Source organism: Chroococcidiopsis thermalis PCC 7203 (assembly GCF_000317125.1).
Lineage (GTDB): Bacteria > Cyanobacteriota > Cyanobacteriia > Cyanobacteriales > Chroococcidiopsidaceae > Chroococcidiopsis > Chroococcidiopsis thermalis.
The window spans coordinates 5,782,888-5,808,718 of the sequence record NC_019695.1; the positions used below are offsets into that span (position 1 = coordinate 5,782,888).

The 25,831-nt window shown below is 43.7% G+C and carries 21 protein-coding genes and 1 pseudogene; 15 read left to right on the top strand and 7 right to left on the bottom strand.

Translation table 11 applies throughout. The features are described 5' to 3' along the window. Positions 1-33 precede the first annotated feature (33 nt). Positions 34-1,059, bottom strand: coding sequence for an ABC transporter permease (locus tag CHRO_RS25235; RefSeq protein ID WP_015157064.1), 1,026 nt, complete (start codon positions 1,057-1,059; stop codon positions 34-36). A 163-nt stretch (positions 1,060-1,222) separates the two neighbouring features. Between CHRO_RS25235 and CHRO_RS25240 the strand changes: the two genes are divergently transcribed. Continuing rightward, a complete protein-coding gene (locus CHRO_RS25240) occupies positions 1,223-2,068 on the top strand; it encodes an AraC family transcriptional regulator (protein WP_015157065.1) in 846 nt (281 codons plus the stop codon). A gap of 82 nt (positions 2,069-2,150) precedes the next feature. On the opposite strand, the gene CHRO_RS25245 is transcribed toward CHRO_RS25240, so the two are convergent. Then, positions 2,151-4,595: an ATP-dependent helicase gene (locus tag CHRO_RS25245; protein WP_015157066.1), complete on the bottom strand. Its 2,445-nt coding sequence runs from the start codon at positions 4,593-4,595 to the stop codon at positions 2,151-2,153. A gap of 392 nt (positions 4,596-4,987) precedes the next feature. Here CHRO_RS25245 and CHRO_RS25250 point away from each other — a divergent pair, with 392 nt between their 5' ends. From CHRO_RS25250 to CHRO_RS25290, 9 genes are all read left to right on the top strand, one after another. Further along, positions 4,988-5,494 (top strand): hypothetical protein, encoded by a 507-nt coding sequence (locus CHRO_RS25250; RefSeq protein ID WP_041463520.1) that lies wholly within the window; start codon positions 4,988-4,990, stop codon positions 5,492-5,494. Positions 5,495-5,500: 6 nt separating this feature from the next. After that, positions 5,501-5,953 (top strand): hypothetical protein, encoded by a 453-nt coding sequence (locus CHRO_RS25255; protein WP_015157068.1) that lies wholly within the window; start codon positions 5,501-5,503, stop codon positions 5,951-5,953. 1 nt (position 5,954) lies between these two features. Continuing rightward, positions 5,955-6,416, top strand: coding sequence for an HNH endonuclease (locus CHRO_RS25260; RefSeq protein ID WP_015157069.1), 462 nt, complete (start codon positions 5,955-5,957; stop codon positions 6,414-6,416). A gap of 216 nt (positions 6,417-6,632) precedes the next feature. After that, complete coding sequence (locus CHRO_RS25265) at positions 6,633-6,974, top strand: DUF6972 family protein (protein ID WP_015157070.1); 342 nt, start codon at positions 6,633-6,635, stop codon at positions 6,972-6,974. Next, positions 6,922-7,188 carry a hypothetical protein gene (locus CHRO_RS25270; RefSeq protein WP_015157071.1) on the top strand — a complete coding sequence of 89 codons (267 nt, stop codon included), beginning with the start codon at positions 6,922-6,924 and terminating at the stop codon, positions 7,186-7,188. The genes CHRO_RS25265 and CHRO_RS25270 overlap by 53 nt, the downstream gene beginning before the upstream one ends. Before the next feature lie 167 nt (positions 7,189-7,355). After that, entirely contained in the window at positions 7,356-7,616 is a 261-nt protein-coding gene (locus CHRO_RS25275; protein WP_199755352.1) for a nucleotidyltransferase family protein, read from the top strand. A 283-nt stretch (positions 7,617-7,899) separates the two neighbouring features. After that, positions 7,900-9,384, top strand: a complete 1,485-nt coding sequence (locus CHRO_RS25280; protein ID WP_015157072.1) for a TldD/PmbA family protein — start codon at positions 7,900-7,902, stop codon at positions 9,382-9,384. A 184-nt stretch (positions 9,385-9,568) separates the two neighbouring features. After that, complete coding sequence (locus CHRO_RS25285; protein WP_015157073.1) at positions 9,569-10,909, top strand: TldD/PmbA family protein; 1,341 nt, start codon at positions 9,569-9,571, stop codon at positions 10,907-10,909. A gap of 148 nt (positions 10,910-11,057) precedes the next feature. After that, positions 11,058-11,636: a hemerythrin gene (locus tag CHRO_RS25290; RefSeq protein ID WP_015157074.1), complete on the top strand. Its 579-nt coding sequence runs from the start codon at positions 11,058-11,060 to the stop codon at positions 11,634-11,636. An 80-nt stretch (positions 11,637-11,716) separates the two neighbouring features. Here CHRO_RS25290 and CHRO_RS25295 read toward each other — a convergent pair whose 3' ends face one another. Then, entirely contained in the window at positions 11,717-13,117 is a 1,401-nt protein-coding gene (locus CHRO_RS25295) for a lipid-A-disaccharide synthase-related protein (RefSeq protein WP_015157075.1), read from the bottom strand. A gap of 194 nt (positions 13,118-13,311) precedes the next feature. Continuing rightward, positions 13,312-13,494 (bottom strand): hypothetical protein, encoded by a 183-nt coding sequence (locus tag CHRO_RS32880; RefSeq protein ID WP_127022191.1) that lies wholly within the window; start codon positions 13,492-13,494, stop codon positions 13,312-13,314. Between the two features lie 91 nt (positions 13,495-13,585). Between CHRO_RS32880 and CHRO_RS25300 the strand changes: the two genes are divergently transcribed. The 4 genes and pseudogenes from CHRO_RS25300 (at position 13,586) to CHRO_RS34960 (ending at position 22,252) form a co-directional block, all read left to right on the top strand. Next, positions 13,586-15,481, top strand: a complete 1,896-nt coding sequence (locus CHRO_RS25300) for a serine/threonine protein kinase (protein WP_015157076.1) — start codon at positions 13,586-13,588, stop codon at positions 15,479-15,481. 17 nt (positions 15,482-15,498) lie between these two features. Continuing rightward, entirely contained in the window at positions 15,499-18,666 is a 3,168-nt protein-coding gene (locus CHRO_RS25305) for a DEAD/DEAH box helicase (protein WP_015157077.1), read from the top strand. A gap of 5 nt (positions 18,667-18,671) precedes the next feature. After that, entirely contained in the window at positions 18,672-19,511 is an 840-nt protein-coding gene (locus tag CHRO_RS25310; protein WP_015157078.1) for an SWIM zinc finger family protein, read from the top strand. A 59-nt stretch (positions 19,512-19,570) separates the two neighbouring features. Continuing rightward, a pseudogene (locus CHRO_RS34960) lies at positions 19,571-22,252 on the top strand (MGH1-like glycoside hydrolase domain-containing protein). 26 nt (positions 22,253-22,278) lie between these two features. On the opposite strand, the gene CHRO_RS25320 reads toward CHRO_RS34960, so the two are convergent. The 3 genes from CHRO_RS25320 to CHRO_RS25330 all read right to left on the bottom strand — a co-directional run bounded on the left by CHRO_RS25320 (position 22,279) and on the right by CHRO_RS25330 (position 24,023). Continuing rightward, complete coding sequence (locus tag CHRO_RS25320) at positions 22,279-22,659, bottom strand: phosphomannose isomerase type II C-terminal cupin domain (protein ID WP_015157079.1); 381 nt, start codon at positions 22,657-22,659, stop codon at positions 22,279-22,281. A 220-nt stretch (positions 22,660-22,879) separates the two neighbouring features. Beyond that, positions 22,880-23,095: a hypothetical protein gene (locus CHRO_RS25325; RefSeq protein WP_051033307.1), complete on the bottom strand. Its 216-nt coding sequence runs from the start codon at positions 23,093-23,095 to the stop codon at positions 22,880-22,882. Beyond that, positions 23,088-24,023: an SPFH domain-containing protein gene (locus CHRO_RS25330; RefSeq protein ID WP_015157081.1), complete on the bottom strand. Its 936-nt coding sequence runs from the start codon at positions 24,021-24,023 to the stop codon at positions 23,088-23,090. The genes CHRO_RS25325 and CHRO_RS25330 overlap by 8 nt, the downstream gene beginning before the upstream one ends. Before the next feature lie 277 nt (positions 24,024-24,300). Here CHRO_RS25330 and gatB point away from each other — a divergent pair, with 277 nt between their 5' ends. Further along, a complete protein-coding gene (gene gatB, locus CHRO_RS25335) occupies positions 24,301-25,785 on the top strand; it encodes an Asp-tRNA(Asn)/Glu-tRNA(Gln) amidotransferase subunit GatB (protein WP_041463524.1) in 1,485 nt (494 codons plus the stop codon). The last annotated feature ends 46 nt before the right edge of the window (positions 25,786-25,831 follow it).

Below are 25,831 nucleotides of genomic sequence, written 5' to 3' on the forward strand. Positions count from 1 at the left end.
AACCTGCGTGTCTTCTAGATCTTACCAGTAGTATTAATAACGAATGCGGGGATCGATGGAGGCATTGAGAATATCAATGATGATGCTGGCAAGCACGACGATCGTACCAAAGAATACTAAAATCCCTTGAACGGTAGGATAATCGCGCAAGGAAATTGCTTCGTAGAGGCGGTTGGCTAAACCAGGCCAAGAAAATGTCACCTCAGTTAAGATTGCTCCACCTAATAAAGAGGCGAAAGTGAGTCCCATAATCGTAATCACGGGAATTAAGGCATTTTTTAAAGCATGGGCAAATAAGATCCGTCGTTCGGGAATTCCCCTAGCACGGGCAGCTTCTACATAGTCAGCTTTAAGGGTATGTTTGAGGTTGACGCGAACAATGCGCTCGAAAATTCCCGATAGTAAAAGTCCTAGAGTTAGACTCGGCAGCAATAGGTAATAGATAGCACTGAAAAATTGGGTAAAATTGCCGCTTAATAGACTATCAATAGTGTAGAGTCCTGTAAAACCTTCCGGCGCGGGTATAGAAGTTGGAAAGCGCGTTCCCAAGGGAAACCACCCTAACTGTACCGCAAATACCAACTGCATTAACATTCCTACCCAGAATAAGGGTAAGGCATAAGTGATAATCCCAAATAATCGCCCCCCTACATCTAACCAAGAATTAGGGCGGGAAGCAGCTAGCATTCCGACGCTAATTCCAATGATGAGCGCAAATGCCATGCTAAATACGGCTAATTCTGCCGTAGCGGGGAAGTGCTGTCCGATGGTTTGCCAAACGGATTCCCCTTGAGTCGTAATGGAACTACCGAGATCGAAACGTAAAAGACTACCAATGTAACGAATGTATTGAATTGGCAAAGGATCGAGTAGCCCTAACCGTTGCCGATATTCTTGCTTGACGCTTTCTGGGGCGCGTCCTCCTAACACAGCATCGACGGGATCGCCAGGAGTTGCTCTTAACAACAAAAATACCACAGTCACGATCGTCCACAGCATGAGTGGTGTCAGCAGCAATCGAGCCAGAATGTAATATTGCAGAGATTTTGAGCGAGACATATGAGGGATAAGGGAGCAGGGAGCAGGGGGATAAGGGAGAATTAGCGACCGATCGCTGACTTAAGATCGGGGAAGAACGATTAGTCAGCAATATCTTAGATCGGCAACTGCCATTAGTGCTAATATTCCGTCAGGAAAGCCGATCGCCACGAACTGCTATCTTATGGATAACGCTGCTAGAACTCCAGCTAGGTGCGAACGTGCTAAGTTTTGGCGACAGCCGGAGTTTGGTAATTTGGAGTTACTTAGAGCAACTTATATTACTCATGCTTTCTGCCGACACATTCACGAAGCTTATACTATCGGTGTCATCGAACAAGGGGTAGAAAAGTTTACTTACCAAGGCGAAATGCATTTTGCCCCTGCTGGTACGGTGGTGATTGTCAACCCTGGTGAGGTGCATACGGGAAGTGCGGGAGTTGAGAATGGTTGGACTTATCGCGTGTTATATCCCGATGTGAGTTTATTGCAACAAGCTGCGGCTGAGGCTTTTGTGGGGCGACAGGTTATGCCTTATTTTCCGCAAGCCGTGATTGACGATCGCCAGCTTGCTCAACAGATATTACAACTACATCAAAGTTTAGAAACTTCGCCGTCGCAGTTAGAAAAAGATACGCGCTGGTTGGGAACGCTTGTAAAATTGATTCAACGTCATGCAGGCGATCGCCCTACACTGAAACAAATAGGTAAACAAGACAAACCGATCGCGCGAATTAGATCGTATTTAGAAGCAAATTATACAGAAAATATTTCTTTAGAAAAACTTGCCGCGATCGCCAATCTCAGTCCGTTTTATTTATTACGAACATTTCGCGATCGCGTTGGTATGCCACCTTACGAGTATTTAACTCAAGTGCGGGTGGCAAAAGCAAAAAGGCTTTTATCACGAGGATATGCGATCGCGCAGGTGGCGCAACAAACGGGTTTTGCCGATCAAAGTCATTTAACCAGGCAATTCAAGCGTTTTGTTGGAGTCACGCCAGGGAAGTATAGTAAACCAGTCGGATAATACCATCACTTTGGGCTCTAGGCATTTGTGGCGACTGCGAGAGACGAGCTGCTGATAATTATGTTCGGGACAGTCAATATTGTTATGTTGTGACTAGCGATCGCGGAAATTGGCGCACTAAAGCCGAAAATACCGGACAGGGGCGACTGTTATCTAAATTTTCAGGTTTGCTCCAGGTGAAAGGTGCTTTTTGTGCCGCAGAAATCCACAGTAACCGTTTGGCGCGAGTGATGGCAACATAAAGTAAGCGAAACTCTTCTGCTGTCTTGAGTTGTTTTGCCTGTTCCCACGCCGTAGCAACATCGGGTAAGGGAAATTGTTCGTGCAAAGCAGCGCGAATTTGGGCGCGGGCAACTTCTGCAACGGTGAAATCTCCCAAAAAATGAGCTTGAGGTAAAACGCGCAGATTTCCAGGAATTGTATTTTCGTGTAAAAACGGAATGAATACGCAGTCCCAATCCAATCCTTTAGCTTTGTGCATGGTAATAATTGTCAGTTGCCCAGGACGGGTATAACGCGCCTCGGAATCTTCCGTATCCACGGCTTCAAATTTTTCCGAATTGACAATTTCGCTCAACACTAGCAACATGGCAGCCAAATTATGACTGCCATTACCAGCAAGTTGTTGCTGCACTCGTTCTGCTAGCTTATCTGCTGTCGCGAGTTCTGCTTGGTCGTAATTCAGGGTTAAGGCAAGGAAGGAAATTAATTGATAGGGAGGTAACTCCATGCGAGCGCGAAGCAGGCTGCGGCACAAATGACTGGCTTTTTGAGCTGGTTCGGGTTGAGGTGCGTCTAAAGGACCAGGATACAGAAATTGTTCGGGAATGGTTGCCAGCGCGTTCAAATCTTGCGGTTGGATTAACTGACGCTGTACCAAAACTTCCAAGGCAGCTTTGAGATAATCGGGGGAGTGAGGACGGTCGAGGAATTGCAGCAGTGCTAGCACTTCCGCCGGAACTTGAGAATGGCGATCGCTTTCTGAAACCTCGTACACTACGATATTATGCTCTTGGCAAATCGGCGCGATCGCTTCAGCCAGCCATCGTCCCTGTCTGTTTTCCCTCACTAAAACCGCCATGCGCAGATTATTCGGTGTTTCTGGAGTTTGTGTTTCTCCATTCGATCCTGCTTGACACAGCGCCACTACCCGCCGACCAATCAATTCTGCCGTGTGATGAATATCGCGAGGCGTATGCAACTCCAATCCCCCACCAATCGGCGCAGGATTAGCATCCGGCTGCGGGTCGTCCAGGCTAACCGGATGAATCGTTTGCGCTCGAAATGGCAAAGAGGTAATTGGTAATTGGTAATTGGTAATTGGTTGACCGCTCCCTTGTCCCCCTTGTCCCCCTTGTCCCCTTCCTCCCTGCTCCCTACTCCCTACTCCCTGCTCCCTTCCATTCACCCACCCCAACATAAAGTTAGCTGCGGCAATGACAATTCTGGTGCTGCGTCCTGCCATATCCATTGTCGCCAAAAGTTGTTGCTGCTGGCACTCTTCGCAGAAGCGACGAAAATAAATTGGGTCGGCAGGGGTAAAGGTAGAATTAATTGCTTGGTTGGGATCGCCAACGCGGATTAAATTTGGTGGTAAATCTGGGTTTTCTGGATCTTGCGCCAGAATTTCTAAGAGTTTGGTTTGCAGGGGTGAAGAGTCTTGAGCTTCGTCTTCAAATACGGCAAAAACTTGCTTTTGTTCGTTGCGTCTGGCGCTAGGATTTTCTAGTACCCGTAGCGCTGCCAAAATCATATCGTCGTAGTCGATTAAATCGCGCGATCGCATTAGATTCTGATACTGTTCGTACAATCCAGCGGCGACGGTTAAAATTTCATATTCATCTATTGCCTGTTCGCCCAACACTCGCAACTGTTGCGGTTGATATCCAGAGCTTTTCGCTTCGTGAATGACTAAATAAGCTAATCCTGGTAGTACTTCTGTCCGCAATACCGACTGTCGCCGTAAGCGTTCTGTTTCTTCGCCGTCAAATTGCCTACCTTCGAGTAACCGAGAATACAAGCGGGGATTAGCAGCAATCCACTGTTCTACACAAGTCCGAATCAAGCGGTGGCTCTGGTTGGGCGTGATTAACGTCGCGTTATCCAACGGTAGTCCCGACAAGTCAGGATAGCGGCTGGCAATATTCAGCGCTAAACCGTGTAGGGTATTGACAGTGAATCCTCTTGGTGGTAGAGATAATTCTTCTCGTAAATACCTGCGAATCTTACCTTTAATATTTGCTGCCGCAGAACGAGTAAATGTAACAACAACAATCGCACGTTTGGCATGTAATTGATAGCGGGCGATCGCAATTGCCGTTGCTGCTGCCATTCCCGTCGATTTGCCTGCCCCTGGCACTGCCGAGACTGCCAACTGTCCCCCCTGCCAATCTGCCATTTGTTGCTGTCCTGGGCGCAAGCTGTTGCGCAGCTGTTCCCAATTATTTGTACGGGCGCACAGCTGTGCGCCCGTACTAGAGTCGGGAGTCGGGATGGATAATTGGTCGGTGAGGTTGGCTTCTGGCATCGGGAATTTTGGACTCAATCTAGATATCTAAATCTAAAAGAGAATTTATGTTTTCAGCGTAATTTTTCAATATTAAGCCCAGATTGTCGTTGGATGACAAGTGAGACTACAGTATTTGTACAGGATAAAGCGATCGCCCTTACCATGTAATGAGAATAGGAGAGGTGCGATCGCCTTTTAGTATGGAAGCGACAATATAAAGTTTTATTTAAGCAGGACTCGGTAGATTTACCATTTGCTCATTCATAGCTGTACATAGGTAAAATATTATTTTTCTTCTGCGATCGCACAACTATTATATTATTGCTCCGCGATCGTACAGTTGCCATAAATTATTCATGTTGATTATAAAATTATTTAGAAGCAAAAAATATAACTGCTATTATAAATTCGTGAAAAAATTAGAAGCAATTGAATTACTTGTAAGTGAAGGATGGACAAAAGCAGATGCCGATCGAGCTTTAAAAGTAGTTGACTTCACAACCCATCCTGACGAACTTACTATTCGTAAATCTGTTTCACTATTTGCTGGTGCTGAACTCCTTCATCGTCAACGTCTTCAAGCAGCTCAGAGAACTTTAGTCACGAAAAAAACTAGAGAAATCGAGCGAATAAAAGAAGAATATACAGCTACAATTGAACAGATAAAGAAGCCTCAATCAGGTAAAGATAATAACACGGACATTCGAGATTTATTAGCTAAAAATAAGTCGTTGGAAGCTACAATTAAAAACCTGAGCTTGGTGAACGAGCATCTCAAAAAAGACAATAAGGACATGAAAAATATAGTTGATGCCATCAAGCTTCAACTAACTATTGAGATGAGAAAGCTCTTGCGATACCCAGATAACGAGATCCGACAAGCAGCAATGAAATTCTTCAAATCTATACTTGGTTGAAAAAATATGCCAAAAACAATTTTAAAAAAAACCAGACTTTTTAATAACATGAACTATCGCGAAGTTCAAAGTGATAATTCAAAAAAACGCAGCAAACTTGAAAAAAAAGATCGGCAGTGGCTAAAGATAAATAGTTATAAAAATGTTGGCTGGGATAATGTCATTAGTCTCCATCAGAAAATTGACGAGTTTTTAGAACGAGATGCATGGAAAGAGTGGTCGCTTGAAGATCTGTTTTTAGAAGCAGATCGCATTGGAAATAAATATCTCACTTATCAAGAAATAGTAAATTTTAATCAGAAGTTATCTCAAGAAGTTAATGAAATTGCCGAAGAGATCGACCGACAGTTTCCCGATACGACGATTGAACAGATTGATTTCAGTAATAGCACTAAGGACAACTCTCGAAAAAGTATGTTTAAAAGACATTTAAAATTAGTAAGGTTTAATAAGAAATAGTATGAGTCTTGAAGACAACAGCCTGAAAGAATTGTTTAGACTAGCAAGCAAGATTGGTAAAAAGCGTTATCACAGGCTAACAGCACAAGATTTTGCAAATTATAGAAAGTTTGACAATTGGCGATATATCAATGGCGATGGTGAGTGTGGCACGACTCAAGAAAGTAAAGATTGGGTAAGGAGTAATTCAGATTTTTATTGTCCAATTTGTGGAGATGATTACTCTCAAAAAGGTGGTAAGTCAATAGATCATAAGCTACCGCGATCGCAGTATCCTTGGTTGTCAATGGAATTCAAAAATTTATGGGTGATTTGCAAAACTTGCAATCAGGAAAAAGGCGAAATGCATTGGTATGAGTACGAACACTATATGCTCGTTAATCATCCCGATCTTTATCTTGTTATCAAAGCCGTACGTCCTATCCAATTGCTCCAGTCTTTAAAGAATAAAATTAATAAATAGAAAGATTCTGAATCAAGTCATAAGTAACGTTATAAATGAGGTAGTTAGATAGAAAATTTCTACATAATAAATGGTTGGCTCTCTAGCCTCGGTTGGGGCAGTGGTTGAAAAGTTACTCGTCAGTTTCAATTTCATGAATTCGTTGTCTAGATCCAAGTTCAGATAAGATTTATGCCCCTAGCGTGATATGCTCAGAAAACTCAATTTCGCAGATTCATGAGTGGCATTGACCGTAAAATTATCCTCGATCCCAGACACATTGCAAAGCATTTACCAGAAACACCACAAGTACAGCGATTACTGAGACGAGGTAGATCTGCTCACGTTTTCAATAATGCAGCCATAATGGAGAAAGTTACTCAAGCGATCGTTGAAAAAGGAGAATTTACAGGAGTGATTCGAGGATACGAGCGTTACGGCTTATACTTTGCTGAATCAATTGGCTATCGAATCAATCCTGAAGATGGCTTAAGCACTCCACTGTTCTATGGCGAGGTAAAAATTGATGCAGAAAATCGATACCATGTCATCCCCCGCACTCGACCCAGCCAAGAGTGAATGGGACTTTGTTGAAGTTTGGATCGATCCGATGCTGTCTCCTCCTTACATACTGGTATTATTAGGCGACTCAGCAGGAAATTGTCGCGTGTACGATCCGGCTGAGAATTATAAGGTCGTCTTTAGTAGTGCAACCTATGAAGAAGCTCAAATTTGGTTGTTAGAAGATGAGTATGAGTCAGTTGAAGGGCGACTTTCAGCATCAGAGCTGTAGTTTGTAGGGTGCGTTAAACAACGCACTACTGCTAGTGCTGAGCGCAAGATGATCGGCCGCCGCTGATTTGAGTCGTTGAATTGCTCTGTTCCTGAGTGGGAACAATGTTTTGATGCTATTTCTGAGTCCCCAAGGTTGTGATAGACTCAGCGTCAGATGAGTAGTCTATGCAAACGATGCCCGTACAAACGAAAGCTCAAGTGCTGGCTCTTCTCCAGGAATATCAGCAGGAGTTGCAGCGCTTTGGAGTTAAACGTTGCGGCGTTTTCGGCTCGTTCGCCCGTGATACCGCAATTCAAGCTCAAAGTGATGTCGATATTTTAGTTGCTTTTGAGCCAGACCAGAAAACGTTTGATAACTTTATACACCTATCCTTTTTTCTAGAAGATCTTTTCGGTAGAGCAGTTGACCTTATTACTATTGAATAATTAAGTCCTTACATTGCTCCGCACATTCTAGATGAGGTCGAGTATGTCTCCGTCGGCTCGTGAATATTTGCAGCACATTCTTGATGAAACGACATACATCATCACAAATTCTACGAGTTTAGACAAGACAAAATTTGTGCAAGATGAAACCCTAGTATTAGGGTGCGTTATTTAACACACCCTACTTTAACGTAGCGATACCCCTACAGCTTGGGCTGATGGTAGTTTGTTAGACTGAAAGTCTAAAGTGTCAGTAAATCCTCAACAAGGACGCTCAAGCCCGATGATGCTATCGACGTATCCGAGTAGCCTACTGCTATCGAGAGAACTGCCTAACCTGGACTATAAATTAAAACGCGATCGCTTTGATGAAACTTGGGAAGCACCCCTTGCTACCCTACTTGGTTTAGGACGAGCAGCAGGTGCAGATTTTGTAGAATTTTTCTTGGAACGAGTTAACTATATTAACTGTTTAGCAGAAGACGACACGATCGCCAGCATCTCCCCCAGATTATCTACTGGTGCAGGGGTGAGAGTGTTTCGCGGTAAGGCTGATTGCTATGTCAGCACCAACGATTTAACATTTAACGGACTCAAAGCCGCTTTAGAAAAAGGACTTTCCATTCTAGGGTTGCAACTCCCAGCACCCAACGCCTACATCCCTGCGATTAATTTAGAACTACTACGCGACTACGCTACCACTAAAGGTAAAGATAGCTGGTTTGCTAGCTGTAGTTCGATCCGCGAAATGGGAGAAGTGCTGCTAGATGCCAACCAACAGTTACAACTTAAAGCAAACCACGTCCAATCGAGACGCGCTACCTATTTCCGTGACTGGCAAGAAGTCTTAGTTGCTTCCAGTGATGGCACATTTGCCAGAGATATCCGCCTGACACAATCGGTAGGATTTAACTTGTTGTGTGCGGATGGCATCCATCGGACATCCATCGGACAACGGGCAGGTAGTACTAGCGATCCTAATTTTCTCAGAGCTTGGGATTACAAATCAACCGCTGAGGAAGTGGCAGAATCGGCAGGTAAGATGTTGTATGCCGATTATGTAGAATCGGGTACGTATCCAATCGTGATGGCAAATCAGTTTGGTGGTGTCATCTTCCATGAAGCTTGCGGACACCTGCTGGAAACCACCCAAATCGAACGCAAAACCACTCCTTTTGCTGACAAGAAGGGTGAAAAAATCGCTCATGAAAGCCTGACTGCTTGGGATGAAGGACTGTCAGATAGTGCTTTCGGTACGATTGACATGGACGATGAGGGAATGCCAGCCCAACGGACATTATTGATCGAAAATGGAATTTTGAAAAACTTCTTGAGCGATCGCGCTGGTTCCTTGCGCACCGGACACCCCAGAACGGGAAGCGGACGCAGGCAAAGTTATACCTACGCCGCCGCCTCGCGGATGCGCAACACTTATATCGCACCAGGTAGCTATACCAACGAAGAAATCTTTGGTTCGATTGACAAAGGGATCTACTGCAAGAAAATGGGTGGTGGTAGCGTCGGCGCGACGGGACAGTTCAACTTTGCGGTTGAAGAAGCTTACTTAATTGAAAATGGCAAAATTACCAAACCCCTTAAAGGTGCTACTTTGATTGGTGACGCACAGGAAATTATGAATAAGATTTCTATGTGTTCCCAGGATTTGGGATTAGCGGCGGGTTTCTGCGGTTCTGTTAGCGGTAGTATCTACGTTACTGTCGGACAACCTCATATTAAGGTAGATTCGATTACGGTTGGCGGAAGATAAGAATTTTGTCACGCAAAGACAAGGACACTTGCGTGCGGGGGTGTCCCCCGTTGAGGAGCGACTGCGTTGCGGGGGTTCCCCCCGTTAAAGCACGTCGCGTCAAAGTGTCCGTGCAAAGGCGCAAAGGATGCTTAGCGTCTCTGCGTCTTTGCACGATCGCATTTTAAGTAGATAAGTAAAGAGTATGACGAATATTCAAGAACTTGCAAATTACGTTCGAGATAGTGCTGGTAAAATTGGCGTTCAAAAATTTGATATTTTCGGTTCTTCTGTTGATGAAACTAGCGTGCAGGTAGATTCAGGCGAACCAAAACAAGTCAAAGCCTCAAATCGTTCTGGGGTGACGGTGCGGGTGTGGAATGAAAACAATAACGTAGGAGTCACTAGCACGACTGACGTGTATCCCGAAGGTATCGAACTTGCTTTGAAAACTGCCTATGAAGCGAGTTTCTTTGGGGTTAAAGAAAATGTACCAGATTTTAGTCCAGAAGCAATCGCGCCGATTACTGCTGATACAGAAGCTACAGCACCTCAAGCACCTGTAGCTAAGTTAATTGAAACCCTCATCTCGGCTGAAAAGGAACTCTTGGCTGCTCACCCGGCGATCGCGGGTGTACCCTACAATGGTTTATCGCAAAGAGATTTAGATCGGTTTTATCTTAATAGTGAAGGTGCGACACGTCATGAAGCTCGTTCCTATGCTTCGATCTATCTTTACAGCAAAACCGATGAAGAAGGGAAAAAACCCCGTTCTGCTGGCGCATTTCGGATTAGCCGTAATCTAGACAACTTAGATATTCAAGCTTGTCTGAAAGAAGCAGCCGAAAAAACTATCAGTCACTTGAATTACGAGAAAGTTAAGTCTGGTAAATATCGCGTTGTCTTTTCTCCTGAAGCTTTTTTAAGTCTGCTGGGTGCTTTTTCTAATCTGTACAATGCTCAAAGTATTCTGGATAAACAAAGTCTGTCTACACCAGAATCTATCGGTAAGCAAATTGCCTCGCCTTTGCTTTCGGTGTGCGATGATGCATTACATCCTGAAAATATTGCTGGAGAAACGTTTGACGGTGAAGGTACGCCTACCCGTCGCATCTCGATTATCTCTGATGGAGTATTAACAAATTTTCTCCATAGCGCAGGTACGGCAAAGCGCTTAGACGCAAAACCCACCGGACACGCTAACATTGGGGCAAAGGTGACGGTTAGTCCTCATTTCTATCACGTTTTTTCTAACCAACCAGCAACTCAAACATACAACTTAGATACGGCTGAAAATGTCATTTTTGTTGACGATTTACATGCCTTACATGCCGGAGTCAAAGCTTTGCAAGGTTCTTTCTCCCTCCCCTTCGATGGTTGGGTAGTCAACAATGGCAAGCGGACGAGTATCGAATCTGCTACTGTGGCAGGAGATTTTCTGGAAGTGTTGCAGTCAATTATTTTCGTCGAACCAGAGGCAGAATTAACCCCATCTGGGGTTTGCCCTCGGATTTGGATCGATAATTTATCAATTACTGGGGAATAGTTGTTGGTTGCTAGTTCTTGGTAGGGACGCACACTGTGCGCCCCTATCGATTGCAGATTTCTTGAGAATATATCTCAAGTAAGATTCAAATAAATAGCTTTATATGAGAGCTTATAGCTTGACATAGCAATTGGAGGGAAAGTGAAATATGGTCGCAACTTTAGACGATACCAAGCGTAGAGCGATCGCAATGGAACTAGCAGATTTAAAAGCCCTACAAGAGTTGCTAATTAGCAATGAAGAGAAATTGATTCCATCTGTCAGTAGCGATAAAGAAATTAGCGATCGCCTCAACGATTTTCTCAGAGACGACAGGCAAAATTTGACTGTCATTAACGAAGTTATTGCTAAGTTTGGTGGTGGTTCTGTCGGGCATAGAGATACAACGGGGCAATATGTAGAGCAAGTCAACCGTTTAATGGATGGTAACGAACTTTCGTTATATCAAAAAGTCTCAGCTCACGAGCGGATCAAACACCAAGCTGTTATGACTGGCTTAATTATTCACAAAGCATCCCAGGTGACAGGGGAAGATGTCAAGGATGCGATCGCGCCTCTTAACCAAGTCAACTTTGAAAACCGCGCCCACCAAGAGCAAATGAAAGGAATTCTAGAGGTTTTGGGAACCCGCGAACTAACGGGTAAAGATCCAGATCAAAGCGTTTGGGCAAGAACTCAAGATGCTGTCGCTGCTTTGCGGGGCGTATTTGATGGGTTGACGAAGTAGTTATTCGCTCCCCCAACTCCCCTTTAAAAGGCATATAGTTTGTTTAAACACCTTGTGTAGGGGCGCACAGCTGTGCGCCCCTACAGACATTTGCTATATTTCTCAATTAAGCATTCGGCAATGCGGCGGGCTGCACCCGGTTTACCCATGCGACGTATGCCGTTCTCAGCGATAGATTGTAGCTTTTCGGGGTTAGAGAGTAAAGTTGCGATCGCAACACCAACTTGGTGAGGGTTTTGGACGAAAGTAATCGATTCCCCAAAATGACGGCTTTGTGCCTCAGCAAAAGCATAGGTAAATTGCGGACCTTGACCAGGCATGATAATGGCAGGTTTGCCTAGCCCAATGAATTGTTCTGTCGCCGTTCCTGCCATTGCGATCGCAATTTGGGCTTGATGCAAGCAGTCGTTGTAGGCGTGTTGAGTTAAGATAACAGACGCATTTTTTTGTTGAAATGTCAATGACTCGGGAAGATCCCCCCAACCCCCCGAAGATCGGGGGGCTTTGGTAAATCTAGTATTTACAAGAGATTGACAAAAAGGCTCTAAATCGAGATTAGGGGCGATCGCAGCTAAAAATACCAATGGGCGATCGCCGAAAGTCACGATTAAATCTTTGACTGCTTGCAATATCAGTTCCCAATTTCGGTAAACTTCGGGAGGACGAGAACCAGGTAGCAGCAGAATTTTTAGCGCTTGGCTTGTCTCCTCTACAAATTGGGATGGTTCGAGGCGATCCATCATGGGATTTCCCAGATCGAAGGCAGGAACGTTATGCTGTTGCAAAATTTTAGCAGTCAGGGAGTCTCTAGGAAATACCGCTCGACAGCGGCGATGGCTCATAAAATAGCGCTCCCAAGGATGATAAATCGAACCCGACCAATGTTCTAAACGGGCAAAAGGCGATCGCCCAGGCAAAACACCATTTTCATCCCGCACGTAATATTCAGATTTAGCTGTCCCCACAAAAGCATAATTCGCTCCACTCCACCAGGCAAAGAGTAAGGGTACGATATCGCCTACGGCTAATACTAAAGAATTCGGAATTCGGAATTCGGAATTCGGAATTAATTTTGAATTTTGATTTGCTTCCTCAGCTTCCTCAGCTTCCTCAGCTCCCTCAGCTCTCTTCTCCCCTGCTTCCTTCATCCATTGACGTATCGCCCTCAACTGATGCCAAGTCAGTTGTAACAAGCCACCTTGAAGATCTCCTAGCAGTTGCCGTCCATCCATGTAAATGAAGCCACCAGAAGGCATGATTTTTACGCTACCAATTAGGGGAATACCCAGACGAGCGTAAGCTTTACCTTCACCGACAATTGGTAAAGCAGCAATATCGAGGTTTGGACAAAGCTGCTGGAGTTCTTGGACGATCCGAACTGAAATGATATCTTCGCCATGACCGTTACTTAGACAGAGTAACCGCGAATGAGGGGCGAGTATAAAGTCAGAACTGAAGCAGGAATGAGATCTATAGTCCATTTCAGTAATAAAAATTAATAAAAGAGCGAGGGAGTTGTTTAAATTTTTAGCATTGAAGAAGCGTTGTTACTAGGTCGCTAAGAAGCTATTTCGAGGCTTGTGGGTTAGTTAACAAACCATAACTTCTCAGCCAGACTAATTTGGACTAACTTAGACTGATAGATGTATGGCTTTGGATTTCATTGCTGTAGCCCTCACTGTTTCTCGTCTTTCATCTCTAAAGAAAGAATAAAACTGCACGTCACGCCGCGATCGCTTTCGCTACGCAGCAAGCAGATTGGACGACTGGATGAGTGTACGGCTGGTAGCAGTGGTTGGTATAATCCATACTGGTTTTTTGTCGCGTCGGAGGGTGACAGGTCTATAAGTGGAACCAAGTTAAAAATTCTACATAAAAGCGATTTAGCATAGGCAAGAGGCAGAAAAATTAAGCAAGCCTAAAGGTCGTGCATTAGTCTTGAGGGGAGTATGCTAGCTGGCAAAACATTACAGCGTGGGAAATATACCCTGGAACAAGAAATAGGACGGGGGGGATTTGGCATTACTTATAAAGCCACCCACCAATTTTTAGGGCAACCAGTGGTAGTCAAAACGCTGAATGAATTGCTCCGGCAAGCGCCGCAATTTGCTAAGTTTCAGCGCCAATTTCAGGATGAAGCCCGACGCTTAGCAGCCTGCGTCCACCCCAATATTGTGCGAGTCAGCGACTTCTTCATTGAGGACGGCTTGCCATTCATGGTGATGGATTATATTCCTGGGCAAACTCTCGCCAAGGTGGTGTTTCCAGATCGTCCCTTGCCAGAAACGCTGGCAATTCACTACATTCGGCAGATTGGTGCGGCATTAGAAGTCGTGCATCAGAAGAACTTGCTGCATCGGGACGTGAAACCCCAAAACATTATTTTGCGCCAGGGAACTCAGGAAGTCGTACTGATTGATTTTGGGATTGCGCGGGAATTTACTCCAGGTTCAACCCAAACTCATACCAACATGGTTTCAGAAGGGTACGCACCCATAGAACAGTATCTCGCCCATGCCCCCCGTACTCCAGCCACAGATGTTTATGCCCTAGCAGCAACGCTATACGCGATCTTGACAGCCAAAGTACCAGTTGCCGCTAGCCTGCGCGATCGCATCCCTATGCCCAACGTACGCCAAATCAATCCTCGGTTAAGTGTTGACGTGGAACGAGCGATTATTTTGGGGATGGAGATTGAAGCTGTCAATCGACCTGCTACCGTAGCCGATTGGCTGGAACTATTGCCTCATACTTATTCCCAAAGTTTCTCAGGTGGTCTGACGGGTGGCGGGCGATCGCCAACTCATAATTCTTCGATCCCGAGTTGGCTTTCTCAGTCCAGCCAACCTGGAGTATCGGTTATGGAACCCCCATCTATCGAGAGCGAGGAGATCCCCGCCAAACAATCTTTTTTACGCGGTTTGTGGATTGGTGGTGGTTTAGCTGCGATCGCTGGCATTGCAACTCTAGCGATCGGCACAGTTTTTCCTAAGTCTGTACCTCAGTCACCTCAAAATTCGATACCCGCGCGCTCCAGCCAGCCTGCACCTCAGCCTACATCGCCCACCGATGCTAGATATGAGAAAAACATTACACTTCCACAAAAAGAAAACTCGCAAAAAGCAAACTCAACCGCTCCCCCGCCAACTCAACCTGTAAAAAATACTACCGAGCAACAGCCAGCAGCCAATACTTCTGGGCAAAGTGGGACGCAAAATCTCAGCAGCCCCGTCAACCCAACAATTCGATCTGGCACTCGCAGATGGAGACAAGATCGGAATAATGCTGGGCAAGGTTTTAACCGTAGAGTGAGGGCTACCTCATCAACCAGAAATCGCTCAACTGTCACGCCTACTCAACCTAAAACCAATCCTCAACGTAACTCGACAAAGACAAATAAGAATAAATCACCTCAACCTGCACCATCCCCTACACCAAAACCAGAACAATCGCCAACATCTAAGCAGTCCCCAACCCCATCCTCGCCAACACCATCCCCATCCCCAGCAGCATCACCCTCACCGCAGAACGCTCAACCATCCCCAGAAGCATCACCCTCACCCCAGAACGCTCAACCATCCCCAGAAGCAGCACCCTCACCGCAAAACGCTCAGCCATCACCAGAAGCAGCACCCTCACCCCAGAACGCACCAGCACCAACACCAGAAGCCTCCCCAACAACCAACAACCAACCACCATCGCCAACACCCGCTGCACCAAGTTCAAATTCCTCTCCAGCAAAAGGAGGAGAGCCAATGTTGCCTAGCGATTACGAGTCTGGTAGCATTACGCCATCACCAACGCCCACAGCTGCACAAACACCCCCTGCCAATCCACCACATTAAAAACCTGGTATCTATCCATGAAAATCATCCACGGTACTTGGATTCCCTCTGCCGAAGCTGATTTCATTCAAGATGGTGCATTTTACCTGTGGGTAGAAACTTCAACTGTCCAAAAACGTCGCAACACCGATCGGCGCACCCATCCTTTTCAATTGGCTTCAGCAGATCTAGAAGCCTTCTTAACTGAGCAATTGGGAATTGCCTCAGCTACTTATAGCAAGACGAACGATCGCATTTCTACTAAATACTTTGCCCTACCAACTGCAAGCGATCGCCCCCTTCCTTCACCAGAATTAGCCAGATATCTTGATGACATCGAGCTAGAAAATGAAGGATTTGCATATTGGGCAATTGCTTGTTACCTAGTTAATACCAGCGTCAAAACAAACAGTTACAGCTATAGTCAAGTCAGTCATATTATTAAACTGCTCAACGACATTCATTTTTTAGCTTTAAATAATGCTGATGAAATTCAATTTGGTTCGGATTTAGTATTTTGGTATCACTACACCCAAGCTTTTAAAGAAATTATCCTCAAAGACCAATATATCCCAGCGCTGAAATATTGCGAACTGCCAGCAACCAAAAGTAAACGCAAACAGACAGCTAATCGATTTGAAATTTATCCAGCTTGGGAAATAGTCTCCGAACAATACGATGCGATCGTCCAAAAATATGTTGATTATATGCCAGCTATCTGCACGGTGGGACGGGCAACTTCGAGCGATCGCGTGGAGTTTTTTACTCCAGAAACTTTGCTGCGACACTTTTCCGAATATCTACTGCGAGACATTATAACTCATACCCCTTCCACGGCTGCATTTGATAGCTTAATCTCTAATTCCTTGCTGCAAAAATGCTTTCAATCTAACAATACTCCCCAACAAAGCGATCGCGCTTTAATAGAATACAAACAGTGGTACGCCTGGAAAGAAAAAATTACCCGTACCCAAACTGCTACCCCTTTTGACCTCTGTTTTCAACTCCAGGAAGCGCCAGCCGATCGCGTAGATAATTGGAAAATTGACTTTTTAGTAGCGGCAAAACAAGACCCTTCTTTAAAGCTATCGCTATCCGATTATTGGGGTATGAACCAAAGAGCTAAAAAAGCTTGGTTTAAACATTTGGGTACGGATTTTGAAGCCGATTTGTTATTGAATTTGGGATACGCAGCAAGAATGTATTCTTTGCTTTGGGAGGGATTAGAAACCGATCGCCCGATTGGGTTACAACTAAGTTTGACACAAGCCTTTGAATTTCTCAAAGAAAACGCCTGGGTATTAGAAGATGCAGGCTACAAAGTTATCGTTCCTGCTTGGTGGACTCCTGAAGGTCGTCGTCGCGCCAAGATTCGTCTCAAAACGTCTTCACGCGGCGCTAAATCGACAACTGCAAACCAGGGATATTTCAGTCTAGACTCTCTAGTACAGTATCAATACGAATTGGCAATTGGCGGTGAGGCTGTCACGCAAAAAGAATGGCAGCAACTTGTTAATGCTAAAACCCCGCTCGTACAATTTCGGGGTCAGTGGATAGAATTAGACCAAGATAAAATGCGGCAAATGTTGGAATTTTGGCAATCTCAAGCTAAAGAACAGCCAGAAATGTCGCTACTCGATTTAATGAAATTAGCAGCATCAGAAGATGAATTAGAAGTTGACCACGATGATGCTTTAGCAACAATGATGGCGAAGTTGCAGGACAAAAGCAAGCTAGAACCAATTTCAGATCCGCCGCAGTTGCAAGGTACTTTACGGGAATATCAAAAACGTGGTGTAGCTTGGCTGCAATATTTAGAAGCTTTAGGGATCAACGGATGTTTAGCTGATGATATGGGACTGGGAAAATCGGTACAAGTGATTACCAGAATCATCAATGAAAAAGAAGCGATTGCTACACCACCAACTTTATTAATTGCACCTACATCAGTCGTAGGAAATTGGCTGCGGGAAATTGCTAAATTTGCACCACATCTACAAGCAATGGTACATCATGGTAGCGATCGCCTCAAAGATGAAGCTGAATTTAAAGCCACCTGCCTCAACCACGATGTGGTAATTACTTCATTTACTCTTGCTCGTAAAGATGAAAAACTTTTAAGTAGTGTAACGTGGCAGCGCATAGTAATAGATGAAGCCCAAAATATCAAAAATCCGAAAGCAGCTCAAACTCGTGCCGTTTTAAAATTACAAGCTAAACATCGACTAGCTTTAACGGGAACGCCTGTAGAAAACCGCTTATTAGATTTATGGTCGATTTTCAATTTTCTCAATCCAGGTTATTTGGGAAAAGAAGCACAATTTCGGAAATCGTTTGAAATCCCAATTCAAAAAGATAATAGTAAAGTCAAATCTAGTAGTTTAAAGAAACTAGTCGAACCGTTTATTTTACGGCGAGTCAAAACTGATAAATCGATTATTAATGATTTACCGGATAAAGTCGAACAAAATTTATATTGTAACTTGACAAAAGAACAAGCTTCGCTCTATGAAGCTGTCGTAAAAGATGTCTCAAAGCAAATTGAAGAATCAGAGGGAATTCAACGCAAAGGGCTAATTCTATCGACTTTATTGAAACTCAAACAAGTCTGCAATCATCCGGCACAGTTTTTACAAGATAGTAGCGAATTTTCTCCAGAGCGATCGCACAAACTTAGCCGTTTAATAGAAATGGTAGAAGAGGCGATTGCTGAAGGAGAAAGTATGTTGATCTTCAGTCAATTTAAAGAAATTTGCGACCCTTTAGAAAAGTATTTGAAGCACAATTGTCATTACAATACTTATTACATTCACGGTGGGACAAACCGTAATAAAAGAGAAGAAGCGATCGCCGAGTTTCAAGACCCTGAAACAGAACCATCGGTATTTATTCTATCTTTAAAAGCGGGAGGAGTGGGAATCACTCTGACTAAAGCCAATCATGTTTTTCACTTCGATCGCTGGTGGAACCCCGCAGTAGAGGATCAGGCGACAGATAGAGCTTTTCGGATCGGTCAAAAGAAGAATGTTTTCGTACATAAATTCGTTGCAATGGGTACGTTAGAAGAACGCATCGACCAAATGATCGCCGATAAGAAAAAGCTATCTTCTGCGATTGTTGGTAATGATGAGTCTTGGCTGACAGAACTCGATAATGAAGCATTTAAACAACTAATTGCATTAAATAAAACTGCAATATTGGAGTAGCGATCGTGGCTAAATTCAGTCGAACTTGGTGGGGAAAACGTTTCATTGAAGCCTTAGAAGCATTCAGCGATTCTGGTAGGCTGGGGCGCGGACGTTCCTATGCTAGCAATGGTAAAATCATTGAATATAAAATTGACGGCAACAAAATTACGGCTAAGGTGAGAGGTTCGATAAATCCCTATTTTGGGGTATATAAAGAACCAAAATACGATACAAAAATCGAAATTACTCCAATTGACAAAGCGAGTTGGTCAAAGGCAATTAAATACGTTTCTTCTAAAGCAAGTTTTGTATCAAAGTTGTTAATGAATGAAGTGCCAGACAGTATTGACTCAGCTTTTGCTGACTTAGGATTGCATTTACTACCGCATAGTAGAAAAGACTTTAAAACGAGCTGTAGTTGTCCCGATTATGCTAACCCTTGCAAACATATTGCAGGTGTTTATTACTTAGTTGCATCTCAACTCGACCATAACCCATTTCTCTTATTTGAATTGAGGGGTTTATCTAAGGAAGAATTGCAGTCAGAACTCGTGAAATCTCCTTTAGGACAAATTTTATCTGCCGAATTAACTACTAAAGAAACTCCTTTAGTAGCAGAAACATCTTACTATACAAAACTCGAACAAGTGCCTGTAACCGAGCAGATGCATTCTAGAGAATTCTGGCTTGGAACTAAGCGCTTACCATCAAATATTGAAGTTGCCGAACCAGCAATTATTCCAGCAATTGTCGTGAAAAAACAGGGGGACTATCCCGCTTTTTGGCAAAAAGATACTTCCTTTATTACGGTGATGAAAGAATTATATCAGCGAGTGAGAACAAAAAACAAAGACGTTATGTAAGAAAGTCAAAAATTACTAATTTTCTTTGTCTCCCATATCCTCTATTCCTCATTCTCATCATGACTCAAGAAGAACAAAGATTACAAGAAGACCGCGATCGCAAAGCACACTGGCGGCGCTGGGGTTCGTATTTAAGCGAACGACAATGGGGAACAGTCCGCGAAGATTACAGTGCTGATGGTTCGGCTTGGGATTATTTTTCTCACGAACAAGCGCGTTCTCGCGCTTATCGCTGGGGTGAAGATGGAATTGCAGGTATTTCCGACAATCACCAACGCTTGTGTTTTGCGATCGCGCTTTGGAATGGTGTCGATCCAATTTTAAAGGAAAGGCTGTTTGGTTTAACTGGTAATGAAGGCAATCACGGCGAAGATGTCAAGGAATGTTACTTTTACCTTGACAATACTCCCACTCACTCTTACATGAAATATCTCTATAAATATTCTCAGCAAGCTTTTCCCTATACTCAATTAGTGACAGAAAATCAAAATCGCAGCAAGCGCGATCGTGAATTTGAATTACTTGATACAGGAATATTTGACAATAACACTTATTTTGATGTTTTTGTTGAATATGCCAAAAATACACCTGAAGATATTTTAATTAAAATTAGTATCGCTAATCGTGCTTTGGAAACTAGAAATTTATATTTATTGCCTACATTATGGTTTCGCAATACTTGGGCTTGGGGACGAGCCGAAACCGCTAAACCCAGACTGAAAAAGCTGCATCAAGATAGCAATCTGAGTATTATCGAATCTACTCATCCTAGTTTAGGCGATCGCTGGTTGTATTGTGAAGGTACAGCAGAGTTATTATTTACTGAGAATGATACGAACTACCAAAAATTGTTCGGGGTCGAAAATAAATCTGATTTTGTCAAAGACGGAATTAACGATTATCTTATTAATCGCGATAAAACCGCGATCGATCCTCAACAAATTGGTACTAAATTTGCAGCCAATTATAACCTAAATATTGCCGCAGGTGAAACCGTAACTATTTGCCTACGTCTGTGCGACTCTCCTTATTTAGTTACCCCATTTGGTAAAGATTTCGAGCAAATATTTCAAACTCGCATTCAAGAAGCAGACGAGTTTTACGATCGCATTACTTCTCCTTGTCAATTAACACCAGATCGACGCAATATCCAGCGACAGGCTTTTGCGGGGATGCTATGGGCTAAACAATATTATTATTATGTCATCCATGAATGGCTGCAAGGCGATCCGGCTCATCCTACACCAGCAAAATCGCGACAAAACGTGAGAAATACTGATTGGATTCATCTATTTAACGATGATGTTATTTCCATGCCCGATAAGTGGGAATATCCCTGGTATGCAGCTTGAGATTTAGCCTTTCATGTCATTCCTCTTGCCATTATCGATCCTGATTTTGCCAAGCGTCAATTAAGTCGTTTGACGCGAGAATGGTATTTACATCCTAACGGGCAATTACCAGCTTACGAATGGAATTTTAGCGATGTCAATCCGCCCGTTCATGCTTGGGCGACGTGGCGCGTATATAAGATCGAACAAAAGATCTACGGACGCGCCGACCGCTTATTTTTAGAACGGGTATTTCAAAAGCTATTACTCAATTTTACCTGGTGGGTAAATCGCAAAGATATTGCTGGTAAAAATGTTTTTCAAGGCGGGTTTTTGGGAATGGATAATATAGGAGTATTCGATCGCAGTACCCAAGTTCCTACTGATGCCTATTTACAGCAGTCAGATGGTACGAGTTGGATGGGTATGTACTGTTTAAATATGCTGGCGATCGCGTTAGAATTAGCTAAAGAAAATCCCGCCTATGAAGATACTGCCAGTAAATTTTTCGAGCATTTCCTCTACATTGCTGATGCGATGAATAGTATGGGAGAGGAACGCAAAGGTTTGTGGGATAAAGACGATAGTTTTTATTACGATATGCTCCACGTTCCCGCTGATGGGGATATAGTCCTGAAAGTGCGAAGTCTTGTAGGACTGATTCCCTTATTGGCTGTTGAAACTTTAGAACCAGACGTTTTAGAACGATTGCCTGGTTTTAAAAAACGCATGGAGTGGTTTATTAACAATCGCCCCGATCTGCGTCAAAATGTTGCTTGTATGGAAACAAAAGGAATTGGTGCAAGAAGGCTATTAGCAATTTGTTATAAACCACCAGGAGGAACGGAAGCAGAAAATAAGTTGCGCTGCATTTTGAAAACAATGCTAGATGAGAACGAATTTTTAAGTCCCTACGGTATTCGTTCCGTATCTAAATATCATGCTTCTCATCCCTATTCCATGAAATTAGACGGACAAGAATATCATGTCAAATACGAACCAGCAGAATCAAGTAATGCCATGTTTGGTGGTAATTCTAATTGGCGAGGTCCCGTTTGGTTTCCGATTAACTACCTAATAATTGAGGCATTACAAAAGTTTCATTATTATTTAGGTGATAATTTTAAAATTGAGTTTCCCACTGATTCGGGTCGCGAAATGAACCTTTGGGAAGTTTCTCAGGAATTGTCGCAAAGACTGATTAAAATATTTCTGCAAGATGAATCGGGGAAAAGACCAGTTTATGGAGATCTAGAAAAGTTCCAAACCGATCCACACTGGCACAATTTAATTATGTTTCACGAATACTTTCATGGTGATAATGGTGCGGGTTTAGGGGCAAATCATCAGACGGGTTGGACGGGTTTAGTGGCGAAATTAATTCAGCAGTGTGGTGAATATGAGAGATGAAGAATTGATTTCGCAGGTAGATAATCTTAAGTCAAATCGTAAGGACGTTCGGTATCATCTTCACCCATATATTCGCCATTTTGAATTTCTAGTAAAATTAGAGGAATTGCCCCAGGGTTTTCAATACTGTGTAGCGTTGCTACAGGTACGTATGTTGACTCATTGCGATGTAGTAACTTCTCATCATCACCGCAATTAACTTTAGCCGTACCAGAAACAACAACCCAATGTTCGCTGCGATGGTAGTGAATTTGCGATTTTATGCGGTGCTTCGGTTTAATTTCAATCCGATTAATTCGATAATTTTCTCCTTCTTCTATTACCTCAACCAAACCCCAATATCTCTGACCTGCGTGTGGAGAGGATTCAATTAAATCTAGCTGAGCCTGATTCCCGTTGTTACTCATAAATAGCCTGAAAATAAACGTCAATCGCCATTATTAGCAGAAGTATGGCATTTCAGCTCTGGAAGAGTAGGTTGGTTAACAAAATCTTCAAATTTGTTTAAACTTCAAAATGTACTCTTCACAATCGGCTTTTTGGGGATTTGTCTGAAGTAGTTTCAGCACGATCGAAATTTCGTTGCTAAAACTTCGATATTTTGAACTAAACATCTCGATATCCTCATCACTCTAAATCTTCCGAATCTGTATTTTCTGGGAGAGATTCAGAAACTTTCTTGTGCCGATCTTCCTTCCATCTTCCCGTTTTTCTTGCCGCGTCTGTGAGTAAGTATTCAATTTGAGCATTGACACTTCTGAGTTCGTCAGCCGACCATTTTTCTAATACTTCATACAGTTTTAGATCTAGACGCAGCAAGAATCTTTTTTTTGACTCATGTATACAAACTACCAGTATTGACTACAGGCTGAGCGTTTTGTTCCGAGGTTAAAACCACAAGTAAATTATTCACCATCGTAGCTTTGCGTTCCTCATCCAATTCGACGATTTGTTGTTCGCTTAACCTTCTCAATGCTTCGTCAACCATCCCTACAGCACTATCTACAATCTGCCGTCGAGCGTCAATTATTGCTTTAGCTTGTTGGCGGCGGAGCATTGCTTGAGCAATTTCTGGCGCGTAGGCAAGGTGAGAAAGCCTAGCTTCAATAATCTCTACCCCCGCAACTTCTAACCGTGCTTGTAATTCTTGTTGCAGCGATCGCGCTACTTCGTCAGGAATGCCTCGCAGCGAAGGTATACTCTCATCATCACCTGTGTCATAAGGGTAGCGGATCGCTAAGGCACGAATTGCCGTTTCACTTTGGATGGCAACAAATTCTTCGTAGTCGTCTACTTCAAAATAGGATTTGGCAGAATCTACAACTTGCCAAACTACCACGGCTGCAATTTCAATTGGGCTACCTTGAGCGTCATTGACTTTGAGAATTTTGCTGTTAAAGTTGCGTACTCGCAATGAAATCTTGCGTTTGCGGGTAAAAGGGTTAGTCCACCAAAATCCTGCTTCTCTAACGCTACCAGCGTAACGACCCAAAAATGTTACTACAACTGCTTGGTTTGGTTCCACCGTAAAGAAGCCTGAAAATGTAGGGATAACGACTGCAATTAGAGTTGCTCCCAGCCATGCACTTATTTCTGCTGCGGTGTCTTCTCCCAGAAAATCGGTAATTTTCAGAGTTCTACCTAAGATTGCCTCCCATCCGTGGATAGTCGTCCACAGCCACCAAATAGCCAAAATTGCGATCGCACCTAATACTACCAACGCCACAAAACCATCAACCTTAAAGGCAGGACGCTCCTTTAATCGCTCCATAGATTTTTGTTACCTGATTTTAATGTGATATCACAACGATATAATTAGTTCGTTCATAATGTCAATGTGATATTATTGCAGTATCACTTAGTTAAAGTTTGTCTGAGAAAATGTCACGCAAAGACGAGCCAGCGCCGTGCGGGGGTTTCCCCCGAGTCCCGCGACTGGCGTAGCGAAGACGCAAAAGATTCTTAGCGCCTTTGCGTCTTTGCGTGACCAAAAACCAGAGAAGTGTAAAGATTGGAAAGTATTACAATCACAGCGGCAAATAAAAGATATGACTACTGCTGCACCGACAAAAACTAAATATGAGGCGATTATTGGTTTAGAAACCCATTGCCAGCTGAATACGAATACGAAAATTTTTTCTAGCAGTTCTACAGAGTTTGGCTCGCCTCCAAATACAAATATCGATCCGATTTGTATGGGTTTACCTGGAGTGTTGCCCGTATTGAATGAGAAGGTATTGGAATACGCAGTGAAGGCGGGTTTGGCGTTAAATTGCCAAATTGCACCTTATAGCAAGTTCGATCGCAAACAGTATTTTTATCCCGACTTACCGAAGAATTATCAAATTTCTCAGTATGACTTGCCAATTGCCGAACACGGTTGGTTAGAAATCGAACTTCTCGATGCGGATAACAACCCTATCAGTAAGCGAATTGGGATTACGCGCTTGCACATGGAAGAAGACGCAGGCAAGTTAGTACACGGGGGTAGCGATCGCCTGTCTGGTTCTACTTACTCTTTAGTAGACTACAATCGTGCTGGCGTGCCTTTGGTGGAAATTGTCTCAGAACCCGATATGCGTTCTGGACAAGAAGCGGCGGAATACGCCCAAGAACTACGCCGGATCTTGCGCTATTTGGATGTCAGTGACGGCAACATGCAAGAAGGCTCTTTACGTTGCGATGTCAATATCTCCGTGCGTCCTGTCGGACAAAAAGAGTTTGGCACGAAGGTAGAAATTAAAAATATGAACTCGTTCAACGCCATTCAACGGGCGATTGAATACGAGATCGAACGGCAAATTGCGGCTGTAGAGTCTGGAGAAAGAATTGTTCAAGAAACCAGGCTATGGGAAGAAGGCAGCCAACGCACTGTTAGTATGCGGACTAAAGAGGGTTCTAGCGACTACCGCTATTTCCCCGAACCGGATTTAGCGCCGATTGAAGTTTCCAAAGAACAGTTAGAAAAATGGCGTGCTGAGTTGCCAGAATTACCAGCCCAAAAACGCCATCGCTATGAAAGCGAACTGGGACTTTCCGCTTACGACACCCGCGTACTAACCGATGAGCGAGCGGTAGCGGAATATTTTGAAGCAACTGTGGCGGCTGGAGCCTCGGCAAAACAAGCTGCTAACTGGATTATGGGAGATATTGCAGCTTACTTAAATAGCAATAAGCTCAACATTACCGAACTTGCCCTCAAACCAAATACTCTTGCCGAATTGATTCAGTTGATTGAAGGCAATACAATCAGCGGCAAAATTGCTAAAGATATCTTGCCTGAACTGCTAGCTCAAGGTGGTTCGGCGAAGGAGTTAGTAGAACGTAAAGGATTAATTCAAATTTCCGATCGCAGCGCCATAGAAGCGATTGTAGAGCAAGTCATTGCTGCCAATCCCAAAGAACTAGAACAGTACCGTAACGGCAAAACCAAGCTTCTCGGCTTTTTTGTTGGGCAAGTGCTGAAGCAAACAGGCGGAAGGGCAGATCCGAAACTGACAAACCAACTGTTAGCGGAAAAGCTCAATGGGTAATAGGTAGTTGGTAGTTGGTAGTTGTTGGGTATTGATGAGTGGCTGG